Annotated in this window: 20 protein-coding genes and 1 tRNA gene; 13 read left to right on the top strand and 8 right to left on the bottom strand. The window is 69.4% G+C overall.

Annotation, left to right across the window (positions count from 1 at the left end):
- Positions 1–5: 5 nt before the first annotated feature.
- The 5 genes from ESP70_RS05155 (at position 6) to rdgB (ending at position 3,989) form a co-directional block, all read left to right on the top strand.
- Positions 6–983, top strand: coding sequence for a ribose-phosphate diphosphokinase (locus tag ESP70_RS05155; protein WP_149688228.1), 978 nt, complete (start codon positions 6–8; stop codon positions 981–983).
- A gap of 97 nt (positions 984–1,080) precedes the next feature.
- Positions 1,081–1,887 (top strand): glutamate racemase, encoded by an 807-nt coding sequence (gene murI / locus ESP70_RS05150; RefSeq protein WP_149688227.1) that lies wholly within the window; start codon positions 1,081–1,083, stop codon positions 1,885–1,887.
- The gene (locus tag ESP70_RS05145) at positions 1,884–2,648 is read left to right on the top strand and encodes an MBL fold metallo-hydrolase (RefSeq protein WP_149688226.1); all 765 of its coding nucleotides are present in this window, start codon (positions 1,884–1,886) and stop codon (positions 2,646–2,648) included. Before murI ends, ESP70_RS05145 begins: the two co-directional genes overlap by 4 nt.
- 13 nt (positions 2,649–2,661) lie before the next feature.
- A complete protein-coding gene (gene rph / locus ESP70_RS05140; RefSeq protein ID WP_149688225.1) occupies positions 2,662–3,381 on the top strand; it encodes a ribonuclease PH in 720 nt (239 codons plus the stop codon).
- Positions 3,378–3,989, top strand: coding sequence for an RdgB/HAM1 family non-canonical purine NTP pyrophosphatase (gene rdgB, locus ESP70_RS05135; protein ID WP_149688224.1), 612 nt, complete (start codon positions 3,378–3,380; stop codon positions 3,987–3,989). Before rph ends, rdgB begins: the two co-directional genes overlap by 4 nt.
- On the opposite strand, the gene ESP70_RS05130 is transcribed toward rdgB, so the two are convergent.
- The 3 genes from ESP70_RS05130 to ESP70_RS05120 form a co-directional block, all read right to left on the bottom strand.
- Positions 3,982–4,674 carry an SGNH/GDSL hydrolase family protein gene (locus ESP70_RS05130; RefSeq protein WP_188110496.1) on the bottom strand — a complete coding sequence of 231 codons (693 nt, stop codon included), beginning with the start codon at positions 4,672–4,674 and terminating at the stop codon, positions 3,982–3,984. The genes rdgB and ESP70_RS05130 overlap by 8 nt on opposite strands.
- 147 nt (positions 4,675–4,821) lie before the next feature.
- Positions 4,822–5,295: a tRNA (cytidine(34)-2'-O)-methyltransferase gene (locus ESP70_RS05125; protein WP_246161804.1), complete on the bottom strand. Its 474-nt coding sequence runs from the start codon at positions 5,293–5,295 to the stop codon at positions 4,822–4,824.
- Positions 5,288–6,466, bottom strand: a complete 1,179-nt coding sequence (locus ESP70_RS05120; RefSeq protein WP_149688222.1) for a benzoate/H(+) symporter BenE family transporter — start codon at positions 6,464–6,466, stop codon at positions 5,288–5,290. Before ESP70_RS05120 ends, ESP70_RS05125 begins: the two co-directional genes overlap by 8 nt.
- 255 nt (positions 6,467–6,721) lie before the next feature.
- Between ESP70_RS05120 and ESP70_RS05115 the strand changes: the two genes are divergently transcribed.
- From ESP70_RS05115 to ESP70_RS05100, 4 genes are read left to right on the top strand one after another with little or no spacing between them, the layout of a single operon-like run.
- Complete coding sequence (locus ESP70_RS05115; protein WP_149688221.1) at positions 6,722–7,147, top strand: SRPBCC family protein; 426 nt, start codon at positions 6,722–6,724, stop codon at positions 7,145–7,147.
- Between the two features lie 30 nt (positions 7,148–7,177).
- Positions 7,178–8,068 (top strand): DMT family transporter, encoded by an 891-nt coding sequence (locus ESP70_RS05110; protein ID WP_149688220.1) that lies wholly within the window; start codon positions 7,178–7,180, stop codon positions 8,066–8,068.
- A complete protein-coding gene (locus tag ESP70_RS05105) occupies positions 8,065–8,685 on the top strand; it encodes a GntR family transcriptional regulator (protein WP_149688219.1) in 621 nt (206 codons plus the stop codon). Before ESP70_RS05110 ends, ESP70_RS05105 begins: the two co-directional genes overlap by 4 nt.
- 56 nt (positions 8,686–8,741) lie before the next feature.
- Positions 8,742–9,500, top strand: coding sequence for an SDR family oxidoreductase (locus ESP70_RS05100; protein WP_149688218.1), 759 nt, complete (start codon positions 8,742–8,744; stop codon positions 9,498–9,500).
- Here the strand turns inward: ESP70_RS05100 and ESP70_RS05095 are convergent, their stop codons facing one another.
- The 4 genes from ESP70_RS05095 to bcp all read right to left on the bottom strand — a co-directional run bounded on the left by ESP70_RS05095 (position 9,501) and on the right by bcp (position 10,855).
- Positions 9,501–9,902: a GAF domain-containing protein gene (locus tag ESP70_RS05095; protein WP_149688217.1), complete on the bottom strand. Its 402-nt coding sequence runs from the start codon at positions 9,900–9,902 to the stop codon at positions 9,501–9,503.
- A 28-nt stretch (positions 9,903–9,930) separates the two neighbouring features.
- Positions 9,931–10,089, bottom strand: a complete 159-nt coding sequence (locus ESP70_RS20025) for a hypothetical protein (protein WP_188110495.1) — start codon at positions 10,087–10,089, stop codon at positions 9,931–9,933.
- Between the two features lie 113 nt (positions 10,090–10,202).
- Positions 10,203–10,284 (bottom strand) — tRNA-Leu (locus ESP70_RS05090).
- Between the two features lie 100 nt (positions 10,285–10,384).
- Positions 10,385–10,855, bottom strand: a complete 471-nt coding sequence (bcp, locus tag ESP70_RS05085) for a thioredoxin-dependent thiol peroxidase (protein ID WP_188110494.1) — start codon at positions 10,853–10,855, stop codon at positions 10,385–10,387.
- Between the two features lie 73 nt (positions 10,856–10,928).
- On the opposite strand from bcp, the gene ESP70_RS05080 reads away from it, so the two are divergent.
- From ESP70_RS05080 to ESP70_RS20020, 4 genes are all read left to right on the top strand, one after another.
- Positions 10,929–11,177 carry a DUF3618 domain-containing protein gene (locus ESP70_RS05080; RefSeq protein WP_149688215.1) on the top strand — a complete coding sequence of 83 codons (249 nt, stop codon included), beginning with the start codon at positions 10,929–10,931 and terminating at the stop codon, positions 11,175–11,177.
- Between the two features lie 34 nt (positions 11,178–11,211).
- On the top strand, positions 11,212–12,330 hold the full coding sequence (locus ESP70_RS05075) for an FUSC family protein (protein ID WP_188110493.1): 1,119 nt from the start codon (positions 11,212–11,214) through the stop codon (positions 12,328–12,330).
- A gap of 109 nt (positions 12,331–12,439) precedes the next feature.
- On the top strand, positions 12,440–13,855 hold the full coding sequence (gene phoA, locus ESP70_RS05070; protein ID WP_149688213.1) for an alkaline phosphatase: 1,416 nt from the start codon (positions 12,440–12,442) through the stop codon (positions 13,853–13,855).
- A gap of 436 nt (positions 13,856–14,291) precedes the next feature.
- Entirely contained in the window at positions 14,292–14,462 is a 171-nt protein-coding gene (locus ESP70_RS20020) for a hypothetical protein (RefSeq protein WP_188110492.1), read from the top strand.
- A 61-nt stretch (positions 14,463–14,523) separates the two neighbouring features.
- Here the strand turns inward: ESP70_RS20020 and ESP70_RS05065 are convergent, their stop codons facing one another.
- The gene (locus tag ESP70_RS05065) at positions 14,524–15,399 is read right to left on the bottom strand and encodes an HpcH/HpaI aldolase/citrate lyase family protein (RefSeq protein WP_149688212.1); all 876 of its coding nucleotides are present in this window, start codon (positions 15,397–15,399) and stop codon (positions 14,524–14,526) included.
- Positions 15,400–15,409: the final 10 nt, after the last annotated feature.

Below are 15,409 nucleotides of genomic sequence, written 5' to 3'. Positions count from 1 at the left end.
GTCCCGTGAGCCAGATCGTGGTGTTCTCCGGAAGTGCTCATCGACCCCTCGCCGAGAAGATCTGTTCCGAGCTCGGCCAGCCGCTGTCGGCGTCCGACACGATCAGGTTCAGCAACGACTGCCTCCAGGTGCAGCTGCTGGCCAACTGCCGCAAGAAGGACGTCTTCATCATCCAGCCGCTGGTCCCGCCGACGCAGGACCACCTCATGGAGCTGCTGCTGATGATCGACGCGGCCCGAGGTGCCAGCGCCGACTCGGTGACCGCGGTGATCCCGCACTATGCATACGCCCGCTCCGACAAGAAGGACGCCTCCCGCATCTCGATCGGTGGTCGGCTCGTCGCGGACATGCTGACGACCGCCGGCGCCGACCGGGTCGTCACGATGACGCTGCACGCGCCGCAGGTGCACGGGTTCTTCAGCGTCCCGGTCGACCACCTCACGGCGATCGGCGAGCTCGCCGACTACTACCGCAACCGCGACCTGACAAACACCGTCGTGGTGTCGCCCGACCTCGGCAACGCCAAGACCGCGTCGCTGTTCGCCCGGCTCCTGGGCGTACCCGTCGCCGCCGGCAGCAAGCAGCGCCAGGCCGACGACAAGGTCGTCATCGACGCGATCGTCGGCGACGTGGCCGGCAAGACCGCGATCGTCCTCGACGACGAGATCGCCACCGGCGGCTCGATCGTCGAGCTCATGGACAAGCTCGAGGCCGAGGGCTGCACCGAGGCCTCGGTCGCGTGCACGCACGGACTGTTCACCGGCAAGGCGGTCGAGCGGCTGCGCAACCATCCGTCGATCACCGAGGTGGTCACGACCGACACCGTGCCACCGCCGGCTGACTGGCCCGAGCTGCAGGTGCGTTCGGTCGCCGGGCTGTTCGCCGAGGCGATCGCCCGCATCCACGCCGGCGAGTCTGTCTCGTCGCTCTTCGACGGCGTCGATCCGGCCCACGCCCCACCCCAGCCCAAGCTCCCGCTCTGAGATTCCAGCGGGGATCCAGCCGGCGAGGTGAGACTCACGTGTGATCTGCGGCCTGTTCACTTTGTCGTAACACTTCGCCCCCGTAACCTTTTCGGTTGTGAGCAATGCACCGATCGGCATCTTCGACTCCGGCTTCGGCGGTCTGACCGTCGTCCGCGCCGTGCTCGATCAGCTGCCGCACGAACCGGTGCTCTATCTGGGCGACACGGCCCGCCAGCCTTACGGGCCCAAACCGATCTCCGAGGTCCGTGAGTACGCCCTCGAGTGCCTCGACCACCTCGTCGCCCAAGGCGTCAAGGCGCTCGTGATCGCCTGCAACTCCGCCAGCGCCGCGGTCCTGCGCGACGCGCGCGAGCGCTACGACGTGCCGGTCGTCGAGGTCATCGTGCCGGCCACTCGGCGCGCCGTGAGCGCGACCCGCAACGGCTCCATCGGCGTCATCTGCACCGAGGCGACCGCGACCTCCCGGGCGTACGACGATGCGTTCGCGGCCAATCCCGGCATCACGCTGCACACCCAGGCCTGCCCGGCTTTCGTCGACCTGGTCGAGGCCGGGATCACGAGCGGTCCGGAGCTGTTGGCTGCCGCCGAGGGCTACCTACGGCCGCTCCTCGCCCTCGATGTCGACACCCTCGTCCTCGGCTGCACGCACTACCCGCTGCTCACCGGTGTCCTCTCGTACGTCATGGGCGACGGCGTCACGCTCGTCTCCAGCGCGGAGGAGACTGCCAAGGACGTCTACGCCCTGCTGGTGCGCGAAGGCCTCGAGCGCGACCTCTCGCTCCCGGAGCCGACCCATCGCTTCCTGACCACGGGCCGCCCCGAGCAGTTCCGCGAGCTCGGCCGCCGGTTCCTCGGCCCCGAGATCGAGACCGTCGACCAGTTCGCCTGGGTCGGCGTATGAAGCTCACCGTCATCGGCTGCTCCGGCTCGTTCCCCGGGCCGGACTCGCCCGCGAGCTGCTACCTCGTCGAGGCGCCCTTCGACGGTCGAACGTACCGGCTGCTCATCGATCTCGGCTCCGGCGCGCTCGGCAACCTCCAGCGGGTCTGCGACCTCCGCGACATCGACGCCGTTGCGCTCTCGCACCTTCACGCCGACCACTGCTTCGACCTGTCAGGTCTCTACGTCGTCAGCAAGTACCACCCCGACGGCCAGCTCGACCGCATCCCGGTGTTCGGCCCGGCCGGCACGGGTGATCACCTCGCCGCTGCCTACGGGATCGTCGAGCCGGTCGGGATGACCGAGCAGTTCGACTTCCGCGACTGGCAGGACGGCGGGACGGTCGAGCTCGGACCGTTCACCGTCACGTCGATCCACGTCGACCACCCCGTGCCCGCCTACGCCATCCGCGTCGCCGCAGGCGGCCACTCTCTGGTCTACTCCGGCGACACCGGCCCGACCGACCAGCTCGTCGACCTGGCCGCCGGTGCCGACCTGTTCCTGTGCGAGGCCTCGTTCGTCGAGTCGGTGGACAACCCGCCCAACCTGCACCTCACGGGCGCCGAGGCCGGCACCTGCGCTGCCCGAGCAGGCGTGGGCCGCCTGCTCGTGACCCACATCCCGCCGTGGACGGATCGCGCCGAGGTCGAGTCCGACGTCAAGACGACCTGGGACGGCCCTTACGACATCGTGACCGCCGGCTCGACCTACGACCTCGCCTAGATAGGCTCGCGGCATGACCCGCGAAGATGGCCGCAGTGCCGATCAGCTCCGACCCGTGACCATCACCCGCAACTGGCTCGACCACGCGCAGGGCTCGTGCCTCATCGAGTTCGGCAAGACCAAGGTGCTGTGCGCCGCGAGCGCGAGCGAAGGCGTGCCGCGCTGGCGCAAGGGCTCCGGTCTGGGCTGGGTCACCGCGGAGTACGCGATGCTGCCGCAGGCGACGCACGACCGCTCGCCGCGCGAGTCGGTCAAGGGCCGGGTCGGCGGTCGTACGCACGAGATCTCCCGCCTGGTCGGCCGCTCTCTACGGGCCGCGATCGACTACAAGGCGCTCGGCGAGAACACCATCACGATCGACTGTGACGTGCTGCAGGCCGACGGTGGCACCCGCACGGCCGCGATCACGGGCGCGTACGTCGCCCTCGTGGACGCCGTCGAGCACCTGCGCTCCAAGGGCGCCCTGACCGGCGAGCCGCTCGTCGAGTCGATCGCCGCCATCAGCGTCGGCATCATCGACGGAGTCCCACTGCTCGACCTCCCGTACGTCGAGGATGTCCGCGCCGAGACCGACATGAACGTCGTGATGACCGGCGGGGGCAAGTTCATCGAGGTGCAGGGCACCGCCGAGGGCGCCCCGTTCGACAAGCCCGAGCTCGACGCGCTGCTCGAGCTCGCTGCCAAGGGCTGCGCCGACCTGACCCAGCTGCAGAACGACGCCCTCGGCCGATGACACGGGTCGTCCTGGCATCCAACAACGCCAAGAAGCTCGCCGAGCTGCGCCGGATCCTCGAGCCGCTCGTCCCTGGCATCGAGGTGCTGGGCCTCGCCGACGTGACGCCCTACGACGAACCGGCCGAGACCGAGCCGACGTTCGAGGGCAACGCGCTGATCAAGGCGCGCGCCTGTCTCGCCGTCACCGGACTGCCGTCGCTCGCCGACGACTCGGGGCTGTGCGTCGACGCCCTCAACGGCATGCCGGGGGTGCTGTCGGCGCGTTGGTCGGGCGTGGCCAAGGACGCCGGGGGAGATGCCGCCAACAACGCGCTGCTGCTCAGCCAGCTGTCGGACGTACCGGATGAGCGTCGCACCGCACAGTTCCGGTGTGCCGTAGCGCTCTGCACCCCCGACGGCACCGAGGTCATCGAGCTCGGTGAGATGCCAGGACGCATCCTCCGGGCCGAGCGCGGTGAGGGTGGGTTCGGGTACGACCCGCTGTTCGCCGCGGACGGCTACGACGTGTCGACCGCCGAGCTGCCCGCCGGCGAGAAGGATCGCATCAGCCACCGCGGCAAGGCGCTCACCGCGATCGCCCCAGCCGTGGTCGAAGCCCTCAGCTAGCGGGATCGAGCGCGGCGATGACCCGTCGCGCGATCGCGAGGCTGCCCTTGCGGTTGGGGTGCACGCCGTCGACCACGCGGTCGGCGGTCAGGGCGCCGGTCGTGCTGATGAACTGGATGCCGTGCAGCTTCGCCTGCGCCGCGATGATCGCCGTGACGCGCTGCCGGTTCTGCTGGTCACGGGGTCCCCACGGCGGGCCGAGCACGATGATGCGCGTCGACGCCGGCAGGAACGTCTGCAGGGTGTCGAGGTAGCGATCGACGGCGTGGTCGATGGCGGCGTCGGACGCCGTGACGAAGCGGCCGTCCTGGCAGGCTGCCCAGTCGTTGCGGCCGCCCTCTATGACGAGCAGCGACGGCGCAGCGCCCGAGTAGGCCTTGGGGCGGTCGATGAACGTGTCGCCCGTGCAGGCGTGGCCCGGACGGAGGTAGCCCGAGCCCGACTGGGCGTAACGGGTCACCTTGGCGTGGAAGTGGTATCCGACGACGCTCCACCAGCCCTGGTCGGCGTCGCCGGGCGTGTCGTTGTAGCGCGCCGTGATCGAGTCGCCGACGACGACGATGCCGCGAGGCGCCAGCGGCGATGCCGCGACCCTCTCGTCACCCGTGGCGCCCTGCCAGGCGATGAATGGGGCGATCAGCAGCGCGGCCAGGATGGCGAGGATGACGGACCTTCGAGTGGTCACCCGGGGAATCGTCATGCGCGCGCTTTCTCTGCTGAAGTCAGCGCAACTCTAAGTCGGATATGTCGCCCGGCCGGACAGAATGGCCGAAGTCAACCCAAAAGTCACCAAACCTCATCCGAACGGTTCATGAAAACCTGACGCAAAGGACTACTCGGGCAGGCTGAAGCCCTGTTGCCGCCACGCCTCGAAGACCGCGACGGAGGCGGTGTTGGCGAGGTTCATCGACCGCCGCCCCGGCAGCATCGGCAGGCGTACGCGGGCCGTGACGCGCGGATCGGCAAGCACCTCGGGGGGCAGCCCGGTCGGTTCCGGGCCGAACATGAGGACGTCGCCGGGCATGTACACGACATCGGTGTAGAGCTCGTCGCCGCCGGCAGTGAACGCATACACGCGCGCCGGCGCCAGAGCCGCGAGGGCGGCGTCGAGATCGGGGTGCACCGACATGACCGCGAGGTCGTGGTAGTCGAGGCCCGCCCGCCGAAGCTTGGACTCCTCGAGGTCGAAGCCCAACGGCTCGACCAGGTGCAGCTCGGCCCCCGTCACGGCGGCGAGGCGGATCGCGGCACCGGTGTTGCCGGCGATGCGCGGTTCGTAGAACAGGATGCTGAACACGTCAGCCACGCCCCTTCGGACTCCAGTGCAGCACGCCGTGGACCACCAGGCCGGCGACGATCGCCCACGCAGCCGACCCGATCCCGTACGCCGTGATGCCCGACGCGGCGACCAGGAACGTGACGACGGCGGCCTCCCGGCCCTTGCGCTGCGACATCGAGCCCTCGAGCGAGTCGGCGAGGGTGCCGAGCAGAGCCAGGCCGGCGACGGTGGCGATGACGCCGGCGGGCGCCACCGCGACGAGCGCCGCCAGTGCCGCGGACGAGGCGGCAAGCACGACGTACGTGGCCCCGGCGGACTGTGAGGCGATCCAGCGCCGGCTCTTGTCGGGTCCGGCGTCCGGCCCGGCGGCGAGGGCGGCGCTGATGGCGGCGAGGTTGACCGAGTGGCCGCCCGCCGAGGCGCCGGCGACGGTGGCGATGCCGGTCGTGACGATCGTGTCGCGCCACGGCACGTCGTACCCGAGCGACTTCATGATGGCCACCCCCGGCACGTTCTGCGACGCCATCGTGACGATGTAGAGCGGCAGGGCGATGCCGACGACCGCTTCCCAGGTCCACGACGGGGCCGTCAGGCTGAGCTCGGGCAGCAGGGACGACGAGGCGATTCCCTCGCCGCGACGGATCATGTCGATGCCGATCACGATGCCGGCAGTCAGGAACGCCGCGGGGACCGCCCAACGCGGCGCGAGGCGTACGCCGATCAGCCAGACCAGCGCGATCGGCACGATCGCACCCGGGTTGTCGACCAGGCTCCTCACCGGCTGGACGCACAGCTCGAGCACTACGCCGGCGAGCATCGCCTGGGCGATCGGTGCCGGGATGCGGCCGATCAGCCGGCCGAGCGCCGGCCAGAAACCCGTGAGCACGTATGCGACGCCGGCGAGCATGAACGCGCCGACCGCCGCCGGCCAGCCACCGTCGACCGCACTCATGCCCGCGAGCAGTGCGGCACCCGGCGTCGACCACGCCAGCACGATCGGGATCCGGTGGCGCCGGCTGAGCCAGACCACGCCGACCGCCTGGGTCAGGCAGAGCGCCAGCAGTCCCGATGCAGCCTGGTGACGATTCGCGCCGACGGCGGCCAGACCGGTGAGGACCACGGCGAACGAGCTCGTGTAGCCCACGACCATCGCGATGATCCCGGCGCTGACCGGCTGCTGGAGCTCCGACCGGCTCATCCGCGACCCGAGACGATGCAGTGCCGCTCCATGGCAAGTCAGCCTAGGGCACCCAGCCCGGCGCCAGCCGGGCTCCCGGGCCACTGCATCCCGCCTGACGGCGTCATCGTCGGTCGCCGCACAAGCCTCCTACTCGCTGCGCTCGTGGGGTGACCCTCACCGGTGCGCCTTCCTCCTCTGCCTTGTCAGCCGGGCGCGGATGACCCGCTCGCTGATCCGAATGGGACCGCGACAGGTGCCCTAGACTCACCGACCATGGCCTCACCGCAACGCGTCCACGTCACGCACACGTACACGTCCGATCCCGCCACGGTCTTCGCAAAGCTCGCGGAGCACGAGAACCTCGGGCCGGTGTTCGGTGCGAAGATCACCCGTGTCTGCGACGGTGACACGTCGCGCAACGGCGCCGGCTCGACGCGCACCCTCAAGATCGGGCCGCTGCCGGCATTCCAGGAGACGACGACCAAGGCCGAGCCGAACACCCTGATCGAGTACAAGATCAGCAAGGGCAGTCCGCTCCGCGGTCACTGGGGTGTCCAGAAGCTCACGCCGACCCCCGACGGCGGCACCACGCTCGACTACACGATCGGCTTCGACATGCCGATCCCCGGCATGGCCGCCCTGGTCGGCAAGGTCCTCACGGCCAACATCAAGAAGGGTCTGGGCAAGCTGACGCCGTAGCCCCTCGGCAAGATTGTGTAACAATATGGCGTGCGTCCTGTCCTGCTCGTCATCGCGGCCGCGATCTGCTTCGGCACGACGGGGACCGCGCAGGTCTACGGCCCCGACGCGGCGTCGACCACGGCCGTGGGGCTGACCCGGATCGTCGCGGGTGGCGGCCTGCTGGCTGCGTTCGCGTGGTGGGTCGGCCGCCGTTCACCGGCATCGCCTCGGGTTCGACTGTCGCCCGGCGTCGTGCTCCTCGGCGGCGTCGCCGTCCTGGTGTACCAACCCACGTTCTTCGCCGGCACGCGTCTCAACGGCGTCGCGGTCGGCACCGTCGTGGCGCTCGGTGCCGCGCCGGCATTGACCGGCCTGCTCGAGTGGCTGGTCACCCGCCGGCTGCCGTCGACACCGTGGTTCATCGCCACCGGGTGCGCGGTGGTCGGTGTCGTCCTGCTCGGTGGGCTGCTCGACGAGGCGGACGCGGGCATCAGCCTCCGCGGCATCGCGGGCTCGCTCGGTGCTGCGCTGTCGTACGCGGTCTACGCCTTGGCGGCGAAGCGGCTGCTGGACGACGGCGCCGGCGCGACCACGGCGATCGGCAGCATCTTCGGCACCGCAGCGCTGATGGGTGCACCGTTCCTCCTGCTGGTTGACCTCTCCTGGCTCGGTTCGGCATCAGGCCTCGCGATGGTCGCCTGGTTGGCCGCCGCGACGGTCGCGCTGGCGTACGTGCTGTTCGCGATCGGCCTCCGGAGTCTGCGAGCCTCGACCGTCTCAACCCTCACCCTGGTCGAGCCGATGACGGCGTGCCTGCTCGGGATCGTGCTGCTCGACGAGCGGCTCTCGACGGCGGGGTGGATCGGGCTCGGCGTCCTGCTGGGTGGCGTGGTGCTGTTGGCCGTGCCGTCCCGCCGCGCGGTGGCGGTGCCCGTATGAGCGAACGCGCGACGGGCGCCGACCGGCTGGCCGCCGAGCTGCGTCAGCGGGTCCTGTCGGGTGACCTCGAACCCGGCGCCCCGCTGCGCGAGGAGGCACTGGCCGACGAGTACGCCCTGTCGCGGCATACCGTGCGACGCTCCCTCGAACGGCTCGTCGCCGAGCGCCTGCTGGTCTCGGAGGCCTACCGGGGTGTCCGGGTCGCCTCGTTCAGCGACGCCGACATCGTCGCGCTGCAACAGCTTCGGACGGCCTTGGAGACCGAGGCGGTGAGGCTGATCCGAGCCGACCACGGCGATTCGTGGCCGGTCGAGCTGCTCACGCCACTGTTCGAGGCGGCGGACCGGATGGCGGCTGAAGCGTCGCCGGAGCACGCGCACTCCGCGTTCCACCGAGCCCTGGTCGCGACCGCCGGGAGCCCGCGGATCACCGAGGCGTACGAGCGACTCGACACCGAGATGCTGCTGTTCCTGCGACAGCTGCGCTCGGCGTACGACGGCGCGCAGCTGTGCGCCGAGCATCGCGACTACCTCTCTGAGGTGCAGCGCCTCGGCGCGGACGCCGCGCGCCAGCACCTGGCCGCCTCGACCGCGATGCTGCTGTCGCTGCGCGCCTGAATCTGCAGGTCCGATTGGCGCCAGCGACCGCGAGCGGCGGCGTCCACGATGGACTCATGACGATCACACAGCAGACCACCACCGTCGCACTCGTGACGGGAGCGAACCGCGGGCTCGGCCTCGCGACAGCCCGCCTGATCGCGGAGACCGGGGCCACGGTCCTGCTCGGTGCGCGCAACACCGCCAAGGCGGAGCTCGCGGCGGCCCACCTGCGCGACGAGGGTCTCGTGTGCTGGCCGATCACGCTCGATGTCGAGTCCGGGTCGAGCATCGCGGAGGCGGCCGCCCAGGTCGAGCGGGAGCACGGCCGGCTCGACATCCTCGTCAACAACGCCGGGATCCTGCCGGAGGCGACCACGCCCGACGCAGAGCGGCCGCTCGACATGGGGTTGTTCCGGCGTACGTTCGACACCAACGTCTTCGGCGCGGCGGCGGTCTCCCAGGCGTTCCTGTCGTTGCTCCGCGCTGCCGATGTCGGCCGCATCGTCAACGTGTCGAGCCGCATGGGTTCGCTGACCGATCAGCTCGATCCCACGTCGCCGTACGCAGCGATGGTGCTCCCGGCCTACCAGAGCTCGAAGGCGGCGCTCAACGGCTTGACCGTGGCTCTCGCGAAGTCGCTGAGCGACACGCCGGTGCGGGTCAACTCGGTGTGCCCGGGGTGGGTGCAGACCGACCTCGGCGGACCGGACAACCGTGCCGCGGCACCCACGACTGCTCTCGAGGCAGCCCGCACGGTTGTACGGATGGCGTTCGTCCCCGCCGACGGTCCGACGGGTACGTTCGTCGATCTCGACGGCCCGATCCCGTGGTGATCACTCCCGGTCGAGCCGCGCCCAGAGTGCTGCCGTCTCGACCTCGACATGGTCGGTGTGGATGCGCTGGACGTTCCGTCCACCACGCGCGAAGGTCCGCGAGACCGCTGTGGGCACCAGCGCCGCGTCGACAGGCTCACTGACCCAGTCGGTGTCCCGCACGTTGACGAGGTCGACCTCGGCGCCGCTCTCGTCGTAGTGCCACGGACCGGTCAGCCGGCCGACGTACGTCCGTCCGTGTACGTCACGGGTCCACACGAACGAGCCAAGCGGCGCAGAGGCGAAGCGCTCGAGCCGGCGCTCGCTGCGCAGGTCGTCAGCCTCACCCATTCCGCAGACGCCTCGCACCAGCGCACGGTCGACGGCGGCGTACGGATCGACGTCGTCGCGGCGCGACTGCATCGGCGCCCTGAAGACCGGGACGCTGCGGTCAGCCGTTGGCCCGTGCGGCGTCGCTCTCAGCCGCGTCCGACGAGTCGTGCCACTGGTCGTGCTCGTCGAAGTATCCATCCCGACGATGGCGGGGTGCCGTCGTGGAGGGGCGGGCGGCATCGCGCCGACGGGCGAAGGGTGTGACGACGTTCGGCATGGAGGTTCCCTCCGTCTGGTGGTCCCCACATCGGAACCGGAAGACAAGGAATACCCCGTCATGACAGCCGCAAACCGTGCGCGAAGCGGCGCTCAGGCAAACGCCTCGTGAAGTGCCGATGACAGGACTTGAACCTGCACGTCCGAAGACACGGCATCCTAAGTGCCGCGTGTCTACCAGTTCCACCACATCGGCCCGGGGTTGATACTAGTCGCCTCGAAATCGGCTCGCGGGTAGACGTCGCTGTCCGGCGATGTGTGAGGGCTGCCGGTTCAGCGAGGCGTGCCGACGCACGTCATGCCCCGAGGCCGAGGTCCTTGCGGAGCTTCGCGACGTGGCCCGTGGCCTTGACGTTGTACTGCGCCAGGGTGATCGTGCCGGCATCGACGACGAACGTCGACCGGATCACGCCCTCGACGACCTTGCCGTAGAGCTTCTTCTCGCCGAACGCGCCCCACGCCTCGAGCACCGAGCGGTCGGGGTCCGACAGCAACGTGATCGTCAGACCGTCGCGCTCGCGGAACTTCGCGAGCTTCTCCGGCTTGTCGGGCGAGATGCCGAGCACCGTGTAGCCCTCGGCCTGCAGCCGGTCGATCGAGTCGCTGAAGTCGCAGGCCTGCTTGGTGCATCCCGGCGTCATGGCCGCGGGGTAGAAGTAGACGATGACCTTCTGGTCCTTGAGGTCCGAGAGCGTGACCTCCTGGCCCTCGTCGTTCGTGAGCGTGAAGTCGGGTGCCGTGTCGCCAGGCTGCAGCCGCGTCGTCATGGGCACTATCCTGACGTACGTGTGCAGGTGAGTGGCCTGCACCCTCCGCAGACCCAGGTGAGTGAGGCGCGACGTGGCGAAGGCCAAACCCGATCAGATGGTCGACGAGATCGACGAGATCCGAGAGCGACTGGCCGACACGGTCGACGCGCTGATCGACCGCACCAATCCTCGCAACATCGCGCGTCGCGGCCTCTACAACCTCCGATCGCGGTTCGTCGACGAGACGGGTTCGCCCAAGCTCGGCACGATCGTCCCCTTGGTCGGCGGCACGGTCGCCGTCGTGGCCGGGATCATCGTCATCCGCCGACTCGTGCGCTGACCATGCGGCGTACGCCCCTGCGTCGGAGCTGAGCGTGGGCCCGGCGCGCGACATCCCGCTGCGTCGCCTCCGGCTGCGCAAGCCGGCTGACACGTTGCAGGACCGGCTATATGTCCTGCGCCGCCGCTGGCGCACCCTTGTGCGCCTGAGCCTCGGCACGGCGATCGCCTACTTCATCGCGACGCACGTCCTCGACCACCGGCAGGCGTTCTTCGCTCCGATCGCGTGCATCATCGTCCTGATCGCCGGCGCCGGTCTGCGTGGCCGCACCTCGTACGAGCTGGTGGTCGGCGTGTCGCTGGGTGTGCTGGTGGGGGAGCTGCTGATCCTCGGCATCGGTCGCGGGACGTGGCAGATGGCTCTGGTCGTGACCTTGACCGTCGTGGTGGGTACGTTGCTCGGGCTCAAGGGCCTGGCGTTGACCCAGTCGGCGACCTCGTCCGTCCTGCTCGCAGCGGTGATCCCGGTCGCCGGCTCGGGCAACCCGGCGGTGACCCGGTTCCTCGACGCGCTGGTCGGTGGCGCGGTGGGATTGGCGATGGTCCTGCTGATCCCCCGCAACCCGGTCCGCGACATCGACCGCGAGGTCCAGGGCTTCCTGCGGAGGCTCGCGGGCGTCCTCAGCCGTACGGCGCAGGCGTTGCGCACCGTCGATGCCAAGCTCGCCGACATCGCCCTCGACGAAGCGCGGTCGATGCAGCCCCAGGTCGAGTCGATGACTTCGACCGCGGCCAACGTCAGCGAGATCGCCCGGATGTCACCGATGCGCTGGAAGCAGCGCGACCACGTCGAGACGTACGTCGCCACGGTCCGCGACCTCGACAACGCGATCCGCGACGCGCGGGTCCTGGCACGCAAGACCTCGACGCTGCTGCGCCGCGGCGAGGTCGTGCCGCCCGACATGGACCAGGCGATCGACGCCCTGGCCCGCGCCGTCGGCATCTTCGCCGACGATCTCTCGGAGCACGAGGACTTCGACCACGCGCGACAGGAGCTCATCGAGGCGGCGCGGATGGCCACGGTCGCGCTGCCCACCGCGATGACGATGAACAGCGCCTCGATCGCCGCCCAGGTCCGGTCGCTCGCTGCCGATCTGCTGTACGCCAGCGGCTACACCCGGGACGAGATCGACGACCGCCTCGAATTTGATTGAGCCGAGCGAGCCGGCGATCGGCGCAACCCGCACCACTCCTCAGCCAGTCTTCAGCTTCGCGTGTGCCTGAGTTCCCGCCCAGTTCATCCGCGATCGATGGGCTGCCGCCATGAATTCATACAGGGGAAACACCAGTAGGCGCACCGTCGTCGGCATCGCAGCAGCCGCCGTCATCGTCGGCGCCACCACGGCCGGCGCGATCGGCGCGGCGCACGACCTTTCGGCCCACGGAGGAGCGACTCGGCTCTCCGGCGACCAGAGCAAGACCCTCAAGTCCGCCATCGACGGCGGCCGGGCTGACAATGTCATCCTGCTCATCGGCGACGGCATGGGCGACTCCGAGATCACCTCGGCACGCAACTACGAGTACGGCGCCGACGGCCGATTCCCAGGCATCGACGCGCTGCCGTTCACGGGCCAGTACACGACGTTCTCGCTGACCAAGGACGGCAAGGTCGACTACGTCCCCGACTCGGCCGCGACCGGAAGCGCATGGGCGACCGGCACCAAGACGTACGACAATGCCGTGTCGGTCGACATCCGCGGCAAGGCGCAGCCAACCCTGCTCGAACTGGCCAAGAAGCGCGGCCTCAAGACCGGCGACGTCACGACCTCGGAGATCCAGGACGCGACGCCGGCCGTGCAGGTCTCCCACATCTCGGCCCGCTCCTGCTACGGCCCGGTCAAGACGACCGCGACGTGCCCCGAGGCGGCTCTGGAGAACGGTGGCCCGGGCTCGATCAGCGAGCAGCTGCTCAAGACCCGCCCCGACGTGACCCTCGGCGGAGGCGCGGCGACGTTCAACGAGAAGGCGACCGCCGGGAAGTGGAAGAACCTCACGCTCCTCGACCAGGCTGAGCGTCGCGGCTACCAGCTGCCGACCGATCTGGCGTCGCTCAACCAGATCACGAAGGCGGACCAGAAGAAGCCGGTGCTCGGTCTGTTCGGTCCCGGCAACCTGCCGGTCCGGTGGACTGGACCTGCCGCGACGATCGACGGCAGCAAGAAGCCGGCGGAGCGCTGCAAGGACAACTCGGCGCGACCGGCCACCCAGCCGTCACTCGCGGCGATGACCAAGAAGTCGATCCAGCTGCTCGACAAGGGCAACACGAAGGGCTTCTTCCTCCAGGTGGAAGGCGCCAGCATCGACAAGCAGGACCACGCAGCTGACGCGTGTGGCCAGATCGGTGAGACGGTCGACCTCGACGAGGCGGTCAAGGTCGCGCTGGACTTCGCCAAGAAGGACAAGCACACCACGGTCATCGTCACGGCTGATCACGCCCACACGAGCCAGATCATCGAGGCCGGCAGCACGTCACCGGGCCTCACGGCGAACCTGCTGACCAACGAGGGCAGCCCGATGACGCTCAACTACGGCACCTCGCCGTCGGGTGGCTCGCAGCAGCACACGGGCACGCAGCTCCGGGTCGCGGCGTACGGACCCCAGGCGGCGAACTTCGTCGGGCTGACGGACCAGACCGACATGTTCTTCACCATCTCGCGGGCTCTGAACCTCAAGCCGTAGCCCGCCGCAACAGCTGTCGCGGCCGTCGGACCCCGTCACGCACGGGCTCCCGGCGGCCGCGACACGCCGGATGTTTTACAACCTGTCCATCCATGCGATACGTTTCTCAAACTGCTCCGCACGGAGCGACGAACTGTTGAAGGAGGTGGACCCCATGAAGAAGCTCACCATGACGACTCTCGCCCACATCGGTCGCGATGCCGTCGCGCCCTTTGCCGGTCCCACCTCCGGAGCAGTGCACCTGAAGTAGCCCACACTCGTTGGCACTTCTGCCGCTTCGGATCTTCGATCTGAGGCGGTTTTTCTTTTGCCCGAACATCTACTCCACACATCCAACCTTCAAGAGAGGAGGCGCGCTATGACCACGAAGCCCGATACACGACTCATGCCCGCACAGAACCCGACCGATCCGACCACAGGAAACGATCGAGAGGGGGTGAAGGCCGTGGGTATCCTCAACTCCCGTCAGGGCCGCAAGCGCGCCTGGGACGAGATGTCCGAGATCGACCGTGTCGTGCTCCTGGAGTCGGTGCGTCAGCGCCGCAAGGTCCAGAAGCAGGCAGTCGCGATCCAGAACGAGATCTACCGTCTGCGCAGCACGCGCTGATCGCGACACCGTGAGCGAGCGGCGGGCGGGGAGCAATCCCCGCTCGCCGCTCGTCGTCGTTTCAGCGTGCCGTGATGGCCTCGTGCAGGGCCAGGATGCGTTGCGCATCGCGCACGTGCAGCTCCTCGACCATGCGGCCGTTGTAGGTCACGACGCCCTGACCAACGGCCTTGGCCTCTTCGAAGGCGGAGATCATCGCCTTGGCGTGCTCGACCTCGTCGTCGGACGGTCCGAAGACCGCGTTGGCCGGTTCGACCTGGCTCGGGTGAATCAGCGTCTTGCCGTCGAAGCCCATCTCGCGGCCCTGGCGGGCCTCGGCGTCGAAGCCCTCGAGGTTCTTCACGTCGTTGTAGACGCCGTCGAGGATGACCTTGCCGGCGGCGCGAGCTGCGAGCAGCGCGATCGACAACGAGGTCAGGACGACGGGGTTGCGACCCGGCACGTGGAGCCCGTACGTCTCGTTGACGACGTCGTTCGTGCCCATCACGATCACGGTGAGCCGGTCGTGGGCTGCGGCGATCTCGGCGGCCTGCAGCAGGGCCACGGGCGTCTCGACCATCGCCCACAGCGCGGTCTTCTCGGGAGCGCCGGCCTTCTCGAGGGCGGTGACGAGCTGGAGGACCTCGGCGGCGGAGTTGACCTTGGGCACGAGCACCGCGTCGGGCCCGGCCTGCGCAGCGGCGGCGAGGTCGGCCTCGTGCCACTCGGTGCCGATGCCGTTGACCCGGATCGCGAGCTCGCGGTGGCCGTACTCACCAGACGTCACGGCGGCGCACACGCGCTCTCGCGCCTCGGGCTTGGCGTCGGGTGCGACGGCATCCTCGAGGTCGAGGATCAGGGCGTCCGCGTCGATGCCCTTGGCCTTCTCGAGCGCCCGCTCGTTGGCGCCGGGCATGTAGAGGACGGAGCGACGGGGCCGCAGGAGGGTGTCAGTCATGGCGGAGCTC

It is taken from the genome of Aeromicrobium ginsengisoli (assembly GCF_004134905.2).
Classification (GTDB): domain Bacteria; phylum Actinomycetota; class Actinomycetes; order Propionibacteriales; family Nocardioidaceae; genus Aeromicrobium; species Aeromicrobium ginsengisoli.
Note: the sequence above shows the minus strand (reverse complement) of the source record. Positions and strands in the feature narration are given on the sequence as shown.